Here is a 14,600-nt window from a genome sequence, read left to right as displayed (position 1 = left end):
ACAAGCAGGCAAACATGATGTGCAGGAATGCGTCTACCGTGCCGCTTAGCACTTTCCCTCTCTCCGCAATGAAGGACCAAGCAATGCGGCCTCAACAATGTAGGGCACACCCGGCATGCCAGGCTTGATGCAAGGGCGCGGCAAGGCGCTGTTACTGTCCATTGCCATCCTGATCACGGCCGGTGCCGCGGCTGTGGAAGCATGGCGCTGGTCCCACCCGACCATGCACAGGGCCACGCCTGCCGTCAGCGTGGGCGGCCAGGCGGTAGACGTGGAGCTCAAGGAGCTTTCGCGCTCGCTCATTCCCATGCCCCCGGATACGCCATCGGCCCACGCCAGCACGCTGGCGACCCTGCCGGGGGAACACATGCTCGCGTTCTGGTGGGCGGGCAGCCGGGAAAGTGGGCCCAACGTCAAGGTATATGCCTCGCGCTGGTCCGGCAGCAGCTGGAGCGCCGCCTGGGAAGTGGCCAGCCGCGATTCGCTGGCCCGGGAACTGGGCTTTGGCGTGCGCCGCATCGGCAACCCGGTCGCATGGACGGATCATCGCGGCACCATCCACCTGTACGTGGTGGCCACCGGCCTTGGCGGCTGGGCGGCGTCGCGCATCGTGCATCTGAGTTCCACCAGCGAAGGCGCCAGGTTTGCCGTGCGGCGCGTGCTGCCCCTGTCACCGATGTTCAACACCAGCGCGCTGGTACGCACGTCGCCGGTGGGCCTGACCGACGGCGGCTGGTGGCTGCCGGCGTATTTCGAGATGGGGATCAAGTACCCCATGATGATCTCCTTTGACCCCGAGGGCGAGCCCAAATGGTTTGCACGGATCGGCGAGAGTGACTCCACGCTGCAGCCGACGATTGCCGCCATCTCGGCGTCGGAAGTGCGGGCCTGGATGCGCGACGCGAGCGACGACAAGCGCGTGCAGCAAGCGCTGAGCCGCGATGGCGGCGAAAACTGGGAAGACTTGCCCGCGCTTGATCTCCCCAATGACAATACTTCGCTGGCCACGGTGCGCCTTGCCAGCGGCAAGTTCCTGATGCTGCATAATCATGTGGTGGCCGGTGGCAGCTCGCGCAGCATCCTGCGCCTGTCCAGTTCCAGCGATGCCCATACATGGGAGCATGTGGTCGATATCGCGAAAGGCAGTGCAGGCGACGAATTTTCATATCCGACGCTGCAGCAGGTAGGGGACGAGCTGCATGTCACCTATACCCATCAGCGCCAGGCCATTGCGCATCACCGTTTTCGTATTCATTCGAGCGCTTCACCATGAACCTTCCAGAACTCGCGCTGCAGATCGGCTACGGGCGTATCGGCTGGGCCGTTGTCGCGTCAGCCATCGTTATTTACTGGTGGCCCCGCGCGCGGCCGCTGACGTACTGGCATGCGGGCCTGGTCATGCTGGCCGCAGCATGCGCCGCGCTACTGCCCGGCGAGGCATCGTATGCCTACTGGGTGGGGCTGGCGTGCCAGTATCCCAGCGGCCTGCTGGTGGGCTGCTGCCTGGCCAGCATCTGGTGGCGCGTACGTGGTGAGCCGGGGCGGTACCGGCTTCCACCTGTCCTGGCCATCGTGCTGGCGCCTGTGGGGCTGCTGTTGTACCTTGACGCCATCGGCGTGTTCGCGCAGGGCAGTTATTTCTGGGGCTTTGGCCCCGCGCTCGCGCCTGGCGCCGCGCTGCTGGGAATGCTGGCCTGTGCGGGCGCCATCGCCATGCGCGGCGCGCGGGTGACCACGCTGGCATTGTTCATGGCGCTCGCCTTGTTCACACTACTGCGCCTGCCATCGGGTAACCTGTGGGATTCGCTGCTCGATCCGCTGCTGTGGATCTGGTCGTGCGCGGCGCTGGTGTCGCTGCTGCGTGCGCGGCTTGCGCGCGGCGCGGTCCCGCTGCCGGCCGGCTAAAGCTACTACTGACATATCAACCAAGGAGTCCATTGCGTGTCGCTTAAATCTTCTTACACCCATCCGGTGCTGGCCACGGCCATTGGCGTGAACCTGCTGATACTTATTGCGGCGGTAGCCTTTTCGGGTAATCCCGCAGCCATGGCGCAATTGCTGACGGAGGACGGCGTCATCGAATGGCTGCAGTTCCTGTGCTTTACCGTGATATCGGCCATGCTGTTTTATGTGGGCGCGCGGCGCTGGGGGCGGGGTGACACGTCCGCGTTCGAGCTGCTGGTGCTGTTTGGGCTTGGTGGACTGGTGGCGCTGGCGGCGCTGGAGGAAATCAGCTGGTTCCAGCGTATCCTCAACGTGGCTTCGCCCGAGTATTTTGCGAAGAATAACCGCCAGGCGGAGACCAATATCCACAACCTGGCCCTGGGCAGTGCAAGCCTACACAAGACGGTATTACTCAAGCTGATTTTTCTGACCGGGATCACCCACAATCTGATCCTGCCGCTGGTGGCGCGCTGGAAGCCTGGTGTGAAGCACTGGGTGGAGTCCATGGGGCTGTACCTGCCGCCGCTGAAAGCGTCGATTGCCTATCTGGTGCTGGTGGCGCTGTCCCACCTGGTGGTGGAACACGAGCGCAAGGGCGAGCTGGGAGAAACCTTCGGCGCGGTGCATTACCTGGCTACCGTGTTCGGCGCTTACTTCATCGGCATGGAATATGGGAAGAAGCCGCTGTTTGGAGACCATGAGACGCGCCGAGGCGTGTCGGCATTGTTTGCGATGCTGGTGGCGTTCCTGCTGCTGGTGAGTTGGCTGCTTAGTGCTGGCGCGGGGGCAATGGCAGCCGCTGCGCGCTGATGACGGCCTCATAAGCGCTGCGGCTTGTGTGTAATGCTGGCGTCGAGCACGACAACTGCGTAGCACGATCATGTCGCCGTTTCTTCACCTCGGGCGCAGAGGTGAATACGGACTGCACAAGCCAGCTTGAATCGCCACGAGTTTGCTAGACACTTGCGAGCCGTTGGAAATACTGCTTTTCATATTCGACAGGCGACAAGTCATTGCTGAAGCTGTGTCGGCGCTTTGGATTGTAAAACATCTCGATGTAATCAAACACATCCTGCTTCGCGTCGTCCCGAGTGCCATAGATTTTTCGTCGAATCCGCTCGCGTTTCAGTAGCTGGAAGAAGCTTTCAGCGACCGCGTTATCGTGGCAATTCCCACGCCGGCTCATGCTTTGAGTGAGGTTATGCTCGTCGAGGAAGTCTCGCCAGTCGTAGCTGCTGAACTGACTTCCCTGATCGGAATGCACCATTACCGTATTCTTCGGCTGCCGTCGCCAGACGGCCATCAGAAGCGCGTTCATAGCCAGCTCCCGGTCAATGCGCGAACTCATCGACCAGCCAATCACCTGTCGCGAGAACAGATCGAGGACGACGGCCAGATAGAGCCAGCCTTCATATGTGCGGATGTACGTGATGTCCGTCACCCAGACGCGATTCGGTTCCTCAACGTTGAACTGGCGCTGCAGGTGATTGGGCGCCACGAGAGATGGTGCACCGCCGCGTTTATATTTGCGCTTGGCGTAGCCGGTTTGTGAACGAATCCCGGCCGATTGCATCAGCCGGTGGACGCGGTTGATGCCGCATTGCTCCCCAATTTCACGCAGATCGTCGCTGACTATCAAAATGGATGACATGGTAGACTTGCAGAGACGTCTAGGCGACGAGATATAAAGTATTCAGCAGCAAGGCTATAGCAAGCTTAATGATTTTTACCAGAGCATGGGATATTGATCATGAACTATTTCGTGATGCGCCGGGTTTCCGATCCTGACGTTATTGGGTTCAAGAACGGTGTCACTCAGGCAGAAATTGATCGGTCAGGTTTTCAGGACAAAGACGAGTATGAAAAAATCACCAGGCTGCTCGGCTCTGAAGAGTTTTGGAGTTGCCGCAAGCAAATTCCAGGGATGGAATTTGACCTGCAGTGCGTCCGATTGTTACCGAAGGCCAAGCTGACAGATTTTCTGCATTTTGGCCCCGCACTGATGTTCTGTCCGTTCCTAGTGTCGGAACGGGCACTCGAAGTGTTGGTGAAGTTTGTACATTACGGGGTCCGACTGTGGCCTGCTCAAGTAATAGACCGTAAGAGTTCTTACTCGTACCGGCTGCCTTTCATAGAGAGCATACCGGACGAGATGATTGACTTCGCCAAATCCACCTTTAGCTTGGGTGGCCTGATAGGGCCGAAAACAGTCTATACATTCAGCGACGCAGAAGAAAAGAAACAATTTGTGAATAGTCATCGGCTCCTCCAGTATGAGGAAATCTACTTGAACAATTCGTTTCCGGATATTGTTGATTTTTTCACGCTTTCCAACGCGGCCATGATTGTGTCGGAGCGCTTGAAGTTGGCTATCGAGAAAGCCAACTTGACAGGCGTTCAATTTCTCGCTGAGGAGGGTCCCTGGGTGAAGGTGCGCCTCAGCTGAGTGACCCCATGTTTCAGCCTGAGTGTACCGAAAATGGCAGTCGTTCAGTTGTTAGAGTATGGCAAGGGCTTCGTGACCACCTGCGCCACCAACGGTTAGGCGCATCGCCTACGGTCGCCTGAGATTGCTGAAGGATCGTAAGCGGCCAGCCCACACACCTTCCATCGGTAAGCGGCCAGCCGACCCACCTTCCATCGGTCGTCAGCTCTGTGTAGAGTTTGCGAACGGTAGCAGCAAATTGATTCTGCTGTTTGGGCAGGTTGGGAGTTCATCGGAAAGAACAGGCCGATAGGGAGTAAGCGCCCAGCCCACCCACCCACCTATGATTTTCTGATCGACAGCGCCACACTGTTCTCCTTAATAGTTTTCGAGGGAAGAGGATGGCAAACGACGAACGAGAACAGTTGTGGCGTGATCGCATCGCCCAGTTGCAGGCCAGCGGCATGACGCAGCGGGCGTATGCAGTTGAGCATGGCTACTCTGAACACCAGGTCGGCTATTGGGTGCGCCGTATCACCAAGCCAGCGGCGCCGATTGCCGTCGCCACGGATCTCCATGATCTTTCGGCCATGCCCATCGTACTCCTAACAAAATGGCTAAGCAGCATTGTTCCCGATGAATCCGACAAGTACGTACTAGGAGGTTCGACTATAGCATCTGCGGTACGCCGGTGATTTGCCCCGGGGTGGCCAGGTATGTGGAAGTAACCTCGCCAACTAACGCCGCCGGCGCCCCTAATGGGGCTTGGTCCAAGCGCTACATGGATGAGCTTGCACGAGAAGTTGCCACTGAGACGGCAGGTTTTGACGGGGTTTCGGTCGTCAAAAAACGGAAACCCGGTATGACAGCAGAGGTCGCATCTATCAGGTGGCCCGGCCATATTTGCCCAACGAAACGCCGGTATGGGATACGTACGATTATGACGCGCACCGTCGCGTCTTGAGCGTCACGGCGCCGGACAACAGCGTCGTCAGGTACAGCTACGCTGGCAGCCTGACTACACTGCGCACCGCCGACAATGAAGTGCGCAGCACGTCGCTAGATGACTTGGGCCGCGCCTCGACAATCACCGACGCCAAGAATGGGCCTCTGACGTTCCAGTACGATGCCTTTGGCAACATGTACAAGATCACCGACGCAGCCGGCAATACGAATACTGCCGCCTATGATATCCGCGGTAACAAGTCGCAGGTGATCGATCCTGACCTGGGCAGCAAGAGCTTCATTTAAACGATCAGGGCGTGCGCGGGAATACCCTGGACCGCGACATATTTTTTCAGAACTACTACGCATGGATCATGCTGAATGAAGAGCGGGTCGCGCAGGAAACACGTTCTGGCCCGCAGCTGGTCACCAACCCCATGTTTAAGGGTTGCATCGGGCCGTGCTTGCCAAAAGACTACAAGGCGCCCATTAAATGGGGTAAGGTCATCAAAGGGGCGGTGGGGATGGCGGGCAATGGCGGTTGTGTAGCGGCTGGCTGGGTTCTTCTGGGTGCACCAGAGCCAACCTTTTTGACAAAGGTCGCTGGGACCTATCTGATCGCTGACGGGATGTATGGCTTTACCGGCAGTTCGCTCGAATTTTCCGAGGGGATGGGCTGGAGCACCGTCACGTTCCCGGAAAACTGGAGCTCGATCCCACGTGTAACTGCGTCGCTCATTGCGCCCAATAATCCGAGCGCACAGCGTTACGCCGATGCAACTGGACTCTTCCTGGGTCTGGCCGCTGGCCGCGTGCCGACCGAAACATTATGGTTCTCTGCCCGATCGATGGCGGCCGACAGCGCTTGGTCTCCCGCGGCCCAGTATGGGATGAAAGGGTACAACATGCTTCAAGTGTATGATGGAGTCGATGCCGCTCATGGCAAAAAGGATAAGTGACGTGAAGGTACTGCTGTTCATCATTCCATTGTTTTGCTGGGGTTTTATGTACAGCACCGCGATGAGTTTTATCGAGGCTGACAATTACCTTGGCATCGTAGTCGCGCAGATTGGCTTGCTTGGGGTCGTCCAAGCCGTCCACAAGGATTTCTTCAAAGGGAACCGTGTGCCCTCGCGTGGCGCCAAGGTATCTTTCGCTTTGACTGCCGCCGCCGCGCTGGCATTCTTCGCCTGGACGGTTTGGCATTTCCTCAGCCCAATGGGCAACCTGCGCTGAAAGGCTGACGCGACAGTATCAGGCGCGGTATGTCGGGCGCCACCCTCACAGAGCTGACGGGCCTTGGACCATGTTGGACGTGCTAGTCAGCGCGTCGTTTGGCGGGTCTTCTGCGATTGGGTAAATGAAAACCATCGTTTTGAAGATCGTGAAGAAACCTTCCTTCAGGCCAGAGGTACTTTTTTCGCCCGTGTCGCGTCGGTTACTGTGACGCCTGACCAACACCGGGACCTCATGCCGAGCAGTTCGTCTGGTGTGGTCATGCTACTCCCGTCGCCGTACGAGCAGGTTGATCATAGCAATCTTGCACGCAAGGATTGTCTTCATTGGGTCCAAGCGCGTCCTTCTAAACCCGGCATCTGCTGGCCACGGCTGCTCAGTCCGGCAAAAACAATCAGGTTTGTCTGTCAGTCTGTATGGGGCGCATGGTGGACCCGGACCTGGGCGACTGGAACTATGAGAACGACGTGCTCGGCGCGCGCGTGCAAGACAAGGATGCGAAACTGCAGGTAACCAAGTTCGCCTATGACAAGCTCGGGCGCTTGACCAACCGCGATGAAGTCGATTTGAAGAGCACCTGGGTCTACGACAACTGCAACAACGGCATCGGCCGGTTGTGTTCCAGTTCCACCGACAATGGATTTAGCAGCACGAATGTGCACGATGCTCTTGGTCGCCTTTCCACCAACACCAGGAATATCGATGGCAGCCATGCTTCAGGCTTCACATATGACACCCACGGCCGGCTTGATACGCTGACCTATCCTGGCGGCTTCGCAGTCAAGTATGGTTACACAGGGTTGGGCTACCTGAATACTGTCAGCGATAAGGCAAGTGCCAAGGTGTACTGGAGCGCGGTCGAATTGGGCGCGGCCGGTGAACTGCTGCGCCAAAAATACGGCAACAACATCGAAACCCAACAGGTGTTTGACCCTAACACGGGCGAGTTGAAAAACGTCTTCGCCGGCGCGGGCAACAGCGTTCAAAACCTCACCTTCACTTACGACGACGTTGGCAATATGCTGAGCCGTGCGGATGCCACCCAGCTGCTCAGCGAAACTTTCCACTACGTCGTAAGCGGCCAGCCCGCCCACCTATGATTTCTCAATTCAATTAGCGACACTGCATTCCTCGAACTTTGGAGGACAGTGTGAACAACGTCGAACGCGAGCAGGTATGGAAGGAGCGGGTAGCGCAATGGCAGGCAAGCGGCCTGTCGCAACGCGCGTACGCAATTGAACAAGGTTTGCCGGTACGCCAGGTTGGGTATTGGGTTCGGCGCTTGACGAGCGCGCAGGTGCCAGCGCTATTGCCGGTACGGGTGGCCAGCGTGGCTGCGGCGGTGCCGACGATCAGCCTGCGCAATGAGCGCGGCTGGACCTTGTTGCTGCCTGGCGATGTGCCCGCCAGCTGGCTGGCCGAAGTGATGCGGGCCCTCTGATGCAGCTGTCGGCCGATGCGATCTGGCTAGCGACGGCGGCGGTGGACATGCGCACCGGCATCGACGGGCTGTCCTTGCATGTGCAGCAGGCGCTGGGGCGGCCGCCTTGCGATGGCACGGCGTATGTGTTCGCCAACCGGCGCCGCACCCGCCTGAAGATGGTCTGTTGGGATGGCACTGGCGTCTGGATGTGCCTGCGGCGCCTGCACCGTGGTCAGTTTGTCTGGCCCCAGGTCGACGACGCCTGCTGGCAAATGAGCGCCGAGCAATGGCAATGGCTGGTCGCCGGGGTGGATTGGCAGCGCCTGTCGGCACAGGCCCCGGCGCAGTGGCAACTGTGAGGACCTAGACTGTTTCGCTTGTAAACATCGTCCATGCTCTGTAAACTACTGAGCCATGAACCTGCCTGCCGAACTTGCCGATCTGGATATCGCCCCTGCCGCAATGGCGAGAGTGCAGGCGCTGTTGGCGCAGCGCGATGCAGTGCTGGCCGAGAAGAACTTCAAGATCACCGCGCTGACGCACGAACTGGCGTACTACAAGCGGGTTCGCTTCGGCAAGGCCAGCGAAGCATTGGTCGGGGAGCAGCGCCTGCTGTTCGAGGAAACGGTCGATACGGATCTGGCAGCCATCAACGAGGAACTGGAAGTGCAGGCACCGGTGAAACGGCAGCGCAAGCGCGCTGGTCGCCAGCCCTTGCCAGCGCACCTGGAGCGCATCGAACACCACCATGAGCCTGAGTCGTGCCAGTGCGGCCAGTGTGGCGCCGACCTGGTCAAGATCGGCGAAGACGTCAGCGAACAGCTGGACGTGGAACCTGCGCGCTTCTTCGTGCATCGCCACATCCGCCCGCAGTATGCGTGCCGGCCATGCGAGACGGTGACGGCGGCGCCGATCCCGCCAGCGGTCATTGACGGCGGCATGGCCGCTGTTGGGTTGCTGGCCTGGATCGCGGTGTGCAAGTACCTTGATCATTTGCCGCTGTACCGCATCGAGCAGATCGCGGCGCGCGACGGTGTGCCGCTGGCACGCTCCACGCTGGGCGAGTGGATCGGACGCATCGGCGTGGCCTTGCAGCCGCTGGCTGACCGGCTGGCCGAACTGCTCAGGGAACGAAGTTGCCTGCATGCCGACGAAACACCGGTGCGCCAGCTCGATCCCGGCAGCGGCAAGACCAAACACGCCTATCTGTGGGCCTACCGCTCCAATGCGCTCGACGATGGACCTTCAATGGTCGTGTTCGATTACCAGGCCAGCCGGGCTGGCGCCCATGCCCGCGCCTTCCTGCAGGACTGGCGCGGGCATCTGATGGTGGACGACTACGTCGGCTATAAAGCGCTGTTTACGGCAGGCCCCACCGAACTCGCTTGCCTGGCTCACATTCGACGAAAATTCTTCGACATGCACGCCGCCAGCGGCAGCCCGGTTGCCGAGGAGGCGCTGCGGCGCATTGGGCTGCTGTACGCTATCGAGCAACAAGCGGCGGGCATGACGCCGCAACAGCGGGCCGCATTGCGTGAGCAGCACGCCCTCCCGGCCCTGGCCGACCTGCACGCGTGGCTGCTGGCGTCCCAGCGCAGCGTTGCTGTCGGCAGCGGCACGGCCAAGGCCATCGAGCACGCCCTCAAGCGCTGGCCAGCGCTGCAGCGCTATGCCAGCTCGGGCAGCCTGCCGATCGACAATAACCCGGTCGAGAACGCGATACGTCCCATCGCCATCGGCAAGAAGAACTGGCTGTTTGCTGGCTCCGAGCGAGCGGGCCGCCGCGCCGCCGCCATCCAAAGCCTGTTCGCTACCGCCAAACTCAATGGTCTCGATCCTGCACGCTGGCTAGCCGACACTCTCGAAAAACTTCCCACCTGCCCCAACAGCAAGATCGATTCGCTGCTACCGTTCGCAAACTCTACACAGCGCTAGGCGCCAATGGAAGGTGGGCGCGTTGGCCGCTTACACTACGTCGCTTTGCGGCGCCTGAAGACTGCAATGGTCAACGCGCCCGGCGCGGAATCACGCACTTTGTCGTACGACTATGACAGCATCGGCAATATCAAGCTGCGCTCCGACGTCGGCAGCTATAATGCCGGTGCCGTGAACGCTCGCCCGCATGGCATTGACAATATTGCGTTGGCCGGCGGCGGCACTTCCTATTTCCGTTATGACGCAAACGGGAACATGAACTACCAGCGGCAGTTCAACGTGAACAATCAACTGGAACCGGCAAAATCACGCTGCACCAGCTACACGAGCTTCAACATGCCGCGCAAGACCGCATCGTCGACGGCGGCCATCATGTTCAACTATGGTCCCGACCACGAGCGCACGAGGATGACGGCGCTCGGCACGACGACGGTTTTCGTTCATCCCGATAACTCGGGCGGGCTGATGTATGAGCGTGACACGAAGCCAGACCTGTCGGTAGAACACCGCTATTTCGTCACCGTCGGCGGGCAGGCGATCGCCTTGATCACGAAAAATCAGGCCGGTGCCTCAACCGTCAGCTATATGCACCACGATAATCTTGGTTCGGTGACGGCCATGAGCAACGAGGGCGGCACTGTCACTGAGCGATTCGCCTACGAACCGTTTGGCAAGCGGCGCTATCCAGCGGGCGGCCTGGATCCTGCTGGCGCCATCAAGGGCGGGCTAACCGACCGTGGATACACTTCGCATCAGCACCTGGACTCCCTTGGTTTGATCCATATGAACGGCCGGGTCTACGATCCAATGCTGGGACGCTTCCTCAGTGCGGACCCTACCGTACCCGATGCGGGCGATATGCAGTCGCTCAACCGGTATGCATACACCCGCAACAATCCGCTGACGTCGGTGGACATGGACGGGTATGACGACACTGGCAAAAAAGGTATCGATTGGTTCGGAACGACGGTCGGCGCCTCGACAACTGCAACAACTTCGACAACCAACACATCGACCTATAACTTTGTGAACACCGCTATCTATCTCCCGGGCGGCGGCGGGTTAGATTTCTGGAACTTTTTCACGGCAGGCTCATATGGAAGCGCCCCTGCGCCGGCAGTTCCGAAGGGAGTGAAGTACACCGCAGCGCCTATAGGCAATGGCAATAGCTCGGCAAACACGGAATCGGTGCCTAATCAATTAATGCATAAATGCGACCCTACAATTCAATGGGTTCAAATGTATGGCCAAAATCCGGACAAGGCTGGCAGTAATGGTTGGCGCAGTGCAACGTTCATGACGCTTGACTGGGTTTTTGGTACTGGATCTGCAAACCGGCATTATGACGAAAGTAGTGCGTCGTCGGCGAACATGAAGTATGCGCGCCGCGTTGTCACGGGTCGCGATGCGTTCTACAAGAAAACTGCCGCGGCTTTGGCAGCGAAAAAACCGCTTGCGCCGCTAACAAATTGGAAGGGATCATTCGGTCTTACGGATTTGCTTTACCATGCCGGAACTAATCCGACGCAACAGTTTATCGGCAGTTATCGTCTCGATATAATTCCAGTCGCAGGCGATCAAATTCAATTCCAAATTCAGAGCAATTCGAGTTTCAAGTCGTTTCTATATGGAATTGGGCCAGAGTGGGAAAGGGAGACATTTCCAATGTTCGGAAATATGCGACAAACTTACACTTGGAAGGAGCCTGTGACGCGATGAAAAAGCTTCTTGCTGGCGCATTGATGGTCCTACTGTTTGGATGCACAGGTAAAATAGATCCAGTTGGGACGTACCTTCTAAAAACCAACGCAACGACCTACACCCTCGAATTGAACCGCGGAGGCACCTACTCAATCACAATAGTTAGCTCAAACATGCCGGCTAACGTAATTCGAGGGCGGTGGGAAGATGAGGATGGGCGGGGCCGGTCAATTTACTTAAACGGGATTATTTGGGACGCTACGGATCCAAAAGCGGGCAATGGATTTATGAAGATCGACATCGAAGGTAGTTCTCCAAAAATTTGCCTTGACGGTGAGGGGCTGACTTGCTTCGTTCGAGTGAAGTAAAGGCCCGCTCGGGCAGAGGCACTGGAGAGCGTCCCGCATTCGCAGGGCACGGGGTCCGGCGATCGGGCATGGGGACACGGGGTCAGGTCCGGCAAAGCGACAATTTGGAACGTAAGCGTCCGGCCCACCCCCTATGATTTCTTGACCTGTAGCGCCACACTGTTCTCCTTGGTTATTTCAGGAGGGGGCGTTGGACAACAAGGCAAACAAGGAACGTGAGTTGTTGTGGCAAGAGCGCGTCGCGCAGTTAAAGGCCAGTGGCATGTCGCAGCGAGCGTATGCGATGGAGCACGATCTCTCCGAGCACCAGGTGAGCTATTGGGTGCGCCGCATTACCATCCCGCAGGCCGGGCCCGCGCTGTTGCCAGTTCAGGTAGCGCCATCGCTAGTCCCAGTGAATCGACGGGGTCAGGAATCGACGGGGTCAGGAATCGACGGGGTCAGGAATCGACGGGGTCTACTATCGGAATTGTAGGTGACGGCCCCGGTCTCATGGTCTATTCTGTAATGGGACGGGGGTGTGGCTCCTGGGGTCCGTGGCATCGCTATCGACCACTCGCATCTGAATTGCCGCCTCCGTCCCCTGCGTCATCCGTGACGCCCTCCGGGATGGTGCCGTAAGTGTGGCTCTTTAGGTAGACGAGACGTTCGGATGAATTCCGATTTGCTTGTTTTCCTAAGGAGCATGCTTTCATGGAAACCGAACTCCAAGTGGCAATCGACGTTGGCAGCCGCGTGCACCGCGTTGCGGTGGGTGACGCTGACGGCGACATCTTAGATCAATTCGATGTTCATCACACGGCCCGCGGGATGGACACCTTCTTCGACCGCATTGAGGTGCTGTCGCATGGCCCGGTCGCAGTCGCGATGGAAGGTTACAATGGATGGGCGCGCCCCTTGGACCAGCGCATCCTGGCCCGTGGTTGGCAGCTCTTCAACGTCAATAACCTCAAGCTTGCCCGTTACAAAGAAATCTTTCCGGCGCCAGCAAAGTCAGACAACATTGATAGTCTGCGGATACTGGAGCTGTTCCGCGCGCGGCAATCGCTTCATGTGGCGCGCGATGTGCTGCAGTTGGTTGTCGCCGCGCCGCCGGAAAACGACAAGCTCAAGCAATTTACTCGCCGCCGGCGCCAACTCGTCAACGACAAGATAAGGATCATCGCGCGTATGAGCGGCACCCTGCAGGCGCTTTGTCCTGGGCTGTTGGCGCTCACCGGGGCAGTCGACAATGTGTGGTTCCTCAGCCTGCTTACGGCCCGCACAGACATGCGTAAATTGCCCGGTTTGCGCCTTACCACCTTGCGTGGCTTGCCAGGCGTCGGTAAGAAATATGCCGCGCTCATAAAGACATGGCAACAAGAAGCGCGGCTGGCCGACGATGTGCAGTGGGTCGGCCCGATGCTGTACTCGGACGCGATGCGCTTGCTTGCTCTGAGACGTGAAATTAAGGAGTTGGAACGGCAGATCGCTGCGATCTCCGTTGAGTCGGAACTGGCGCGGCGCATCGAAAGCATCCCGGGCTTTGGCTTGGTATGTGGTGCCGAGCTGGCGGGTGAAATCGGCGCGCTCGGCCGCTTCGAAAGTGAGGCTGGGCTGGCGGTCTATATAGGGATGGCGCCCTTGACAAACAGCTCCGGTACTTACCAGGGCAGCAAGCGGCCGCGACAAGTAAACCGTCACGCCAAGTTTGCAATGATGACCGCAGCGGCGCGGCATGTGAAGCTCGTCCCAGAGTCGTTGCGCTATTACACCAGGAAGCGCGCAGAGGGGAAAGGACACAACCAAGCAGTCCGCTGCGTAGGCCGGCAGCTCGTGCGGATTATTTGGTCGATGGTCAATAGAGGGCGCGACTACCAGGCCGCCTACCTTAACTCGGTGACGCCAGAAATCGATTCTTGCCAAACCTAAAACTTAAAAGCCACCACTGGCGCGTCGCGTTCGCATGCTGCGCCTTGCCCGCCACTGGGCGGGTCGCCGGGTTCATCCCCGGCGAGCGCATGCGAACGGCCCGGGACTGATGCTACATGCATTGGGGGGAATTCACGCCAAAATCTTGCCACGAAGCTGGCGGCGCCCGAAATCCCTCTATCAATACGTGACAATTTCGATTGCAAATTCTGGCGGGATGTTCAGTGCCGACATCTCGACACGGGCTCAGCATTAAAACCATCACGAAATCAAACGCGCTAGTGGCAACACTCGTTTCACAACAAGAAAGCTGAGTCATCGGCCCTATTTTTAGATCACTAACCTTATGAAAATCGTCAAGAAATTATTGCAGGTACTTGCCGTCGCCTCTCTGCTTGCAACCAGTACCGCAGCTGTCGCCGGTGTAGATATCTCAGGCCCGATCCAACGCTTGCACCTCGCGGAGGATGGCTCATTGTGGTTCGCCATGGATACCACCGCCGCACAAACATACTGCAAGCCGGACTGGCATTCACTGACGATGTATGTGCCAGCGAATCACCCGCAATATCAGTACTACTATGGGATGCTGATGACAGCCGTGGCTAAAGGCCGGAATGTCTTTCTTGGAAACATCGTAAGCGTGACGCCAGCACCGTCTGGACGCAAGTAGGCATGCCCGCCAAAGTAGTTCCCACTACTTTTATGATGG

General features: G+C 58.5%; 15 protein-coding genes and 1 pseudogene. 15 read left to right on the top strand and 1 reads right to left on the bottom strand.

Translation table 11 applies throughout. From position 1 onward, the window contains the following. Positions 1–115 precede the first annotated feature (115 nt). From KY495_RS06620 to KY495_RS06610, 3 genes are read left to right on the top strand one after another with little or no spacing between them, the layout of a single operon-like run. Positions 116–1,273 (top strand): sialidase family protein, encoded by a 1,158-nt coding sequence (locus KY495_RS06620; protein ID WP_219882905.1) that lies wholly within the window; start codon positions 116–118, stop codon positions 1,271–1,273. Continuing rightward, positions 1,270–1,905, top strand: coding sequence for a hypothetical protein (locus KY495_RS06615; RefSeq protein WP_219882904.1), 636 nt, complete (start codon positions 1,270–1,272; stop codon positions 1,903–1,905). The genes KY495_RS06620 and KY495_RS06615 overlap by 4 nt, the downstream gene beginning before the upstream one ends. A 36-nt stretch (positions 1,906–1,941) precedes the next feature. Beyond that, a complete protein-coding gene (locus KY495_RS06610; RefSeq protein WP_219882903.1) occupies positions 1,942–2,754 on the top strand; it encodes a hypothetical protein in 813 nt (270 codons plus the stop codon). 145 nt (positions 2,755–2,899) lie between these two features. Here the strand turns inward: KY495_RS06610 and KY495_RS06605 are convergent. Continuing rightward, positions 2,900–3,577, bottom strand: a pseudogene (locus KY495_RS06605) (IS3 family transposase); the annotation flags it as partial. Positions 3,578–3,694: 117 nt separating this feature from the next. Between KY495_RS06605 and KY495_RS06600 the strand changes: the two are divergent. The 12 genes from KY495_RS06600 (at position 3,695) to KY495_RS06545 (ending at position 14,561) form a co-directional block, all read left to right on the top strand. Further along, the gene (locus KY495_RS06600) at positions 3,695–4,390 is read left to right on the top strand and encodes a hypothetical protein (protein ID WP_219882902.1); all 696 of its coding nucleotides are present in this window, start codon (positions 3,695–3,697) and stop codon (positions 4,388–4,390) included. A gap of 380 nt (positions 4,391–4,770) precedes the next feature. After that, positions 4,771–5,064, top strand: coding sequence for a hypothetical protein (locus tag KY495_RS06595; protein WP_219882901.1), 294 nt, complete (start codon positions 4,771–4,773; stop codon positions 5,062–5,064). Positions 5,065–5,272: 208 nt separating this feature from the next. After that, on the top strand, positions 5,273–5,620 hold the full coding sequence (locus KY495_RS06590; protein ID WP_219882900.1) for a hypothetical protein: 348 nt from the start codon (positions 5,273–5,275) through the stop codon (positions 5,618–5,620). Between the two features lie 11 nt (positions 5,621–5,631). Continuing rightward, positions 5,632–6,273, top strand: a complete 642-nt coding sequence (locus KY495_RS06585; RefSeq protein WP_219882899.1) for a hypothetical protein — start codon at positions 5,632–5,634, stop codon at positions 6,271–6,273. Between the two features lies 1 nt (position 6,274). Beyond that, positions 6,275–6,550, top strand: coding sequence for a hypothetical protein (locus tag KY495_RS06580; RefSeq protein WP_219882898.1), 276 nt, complete (start codon positions 6,275–6,277; stop codon positions 6,548–6,550). Between the two features lie 425 nt (positions 6,551–6,975). Then, entirely contained in the window at positions 6,976–7,650 is a 675-nt protein-coding gene (locus KY495_RS06575; RefSeq protein WP_219882897.1) for a hypothetical protein, read from the top strand. A gap of 50 nt (positions 7,651–7,700) precedes the next feature. After that, positions 7,701–7,991, top strand: a complete 291-nt coding sequence (locus KY495_RS06570) for a hypothetical protein (RefSeq protein ID WP_219881118.1) — start codon at positions 7,701–7,703, stop codon at positions 7,989–7,991. After that, positions 7,991–8,332 carry an IS66 family insertion sequence element accessory protein TnpB gene (tnpB, locus tag KY495_RS06565; RefSeq protein ID WP_219881119.1) on the top strand — a complete coding sequence of 114 codons (342 nt, stop codon included), beginning with the start codon at positions 7,991–7,993 and terminating at the stop codon, positions 8,330–8,332. The genes KY495_RS06570 and tnpB overlap by 1 nt, the downstream gene beginning before the upstream one ends. Before the next feature lie 55 nt (positions 8,333–8,387). Beyond that, positions 8,388–9,908 (top strand): IS66 family transposase, encoded by a 1,521-nt coding sequence (locus KY495_RS06560; RefSeq protein ID WP_219881120.1) that lies wholly within the window; start codon positions 8,388–8,390, stop codon positions 9,906–9,908. Positions 9,909–9,974: 66 nt separating this feature from the next. Next, positions 9,975–11,627 carry an RHS repeat domain-containing protein gene (locus KY495_RS06555; RefSeq protein WP_219882896.1) on the top strand — a complete coding sequence of 551 codons (1,653 nt, stop codon included), beginning with the start codon at positions 9,975–9,977 and terminating at the stop codon, positions 11,625–11,627. Positions 11,628–12,670: 1,043 nt separating this feature from the next. Next, complete coding sequence (locus KY495_RS06550) at positions 12,671–13,888, top strand: IS110 family transposase (RefSeq protein ID WP_219882895.1); 1,218 nt, start codon at positions 12,671–12,673, stop codon at positions 13,886–13,888. A 346-nt stretch (positions 13,889–14,234) separates the two neighbouring features. Beyond that, positions 14,235–14,561: a hypothetical protein gene (locus KY495_RS06545; protein ID WP_219882894.1), complete on the top strand. Its 327-nt coding sequence runs from the start codon at positions 14,235–14,237 to the stop codon at positions 14,559–14,561. Positions 14,562–14,600: the final 39 nt, after the last annotated feature.

It is taken from the genome of Massilia sp. PAMC28688 (assembly GCF_019443445.1).
Lineage (GTDB): Bacteria > Pseudomonadota > Gammaproteobacteria > Burkholderiales > Burkholderiaceae_D > Telluria_A.
The sequence above is the reverse complement of the archived record's forward strand: the minus strand, read 5'-3'. Positions and strand labels throughout refer to the sequence as shown.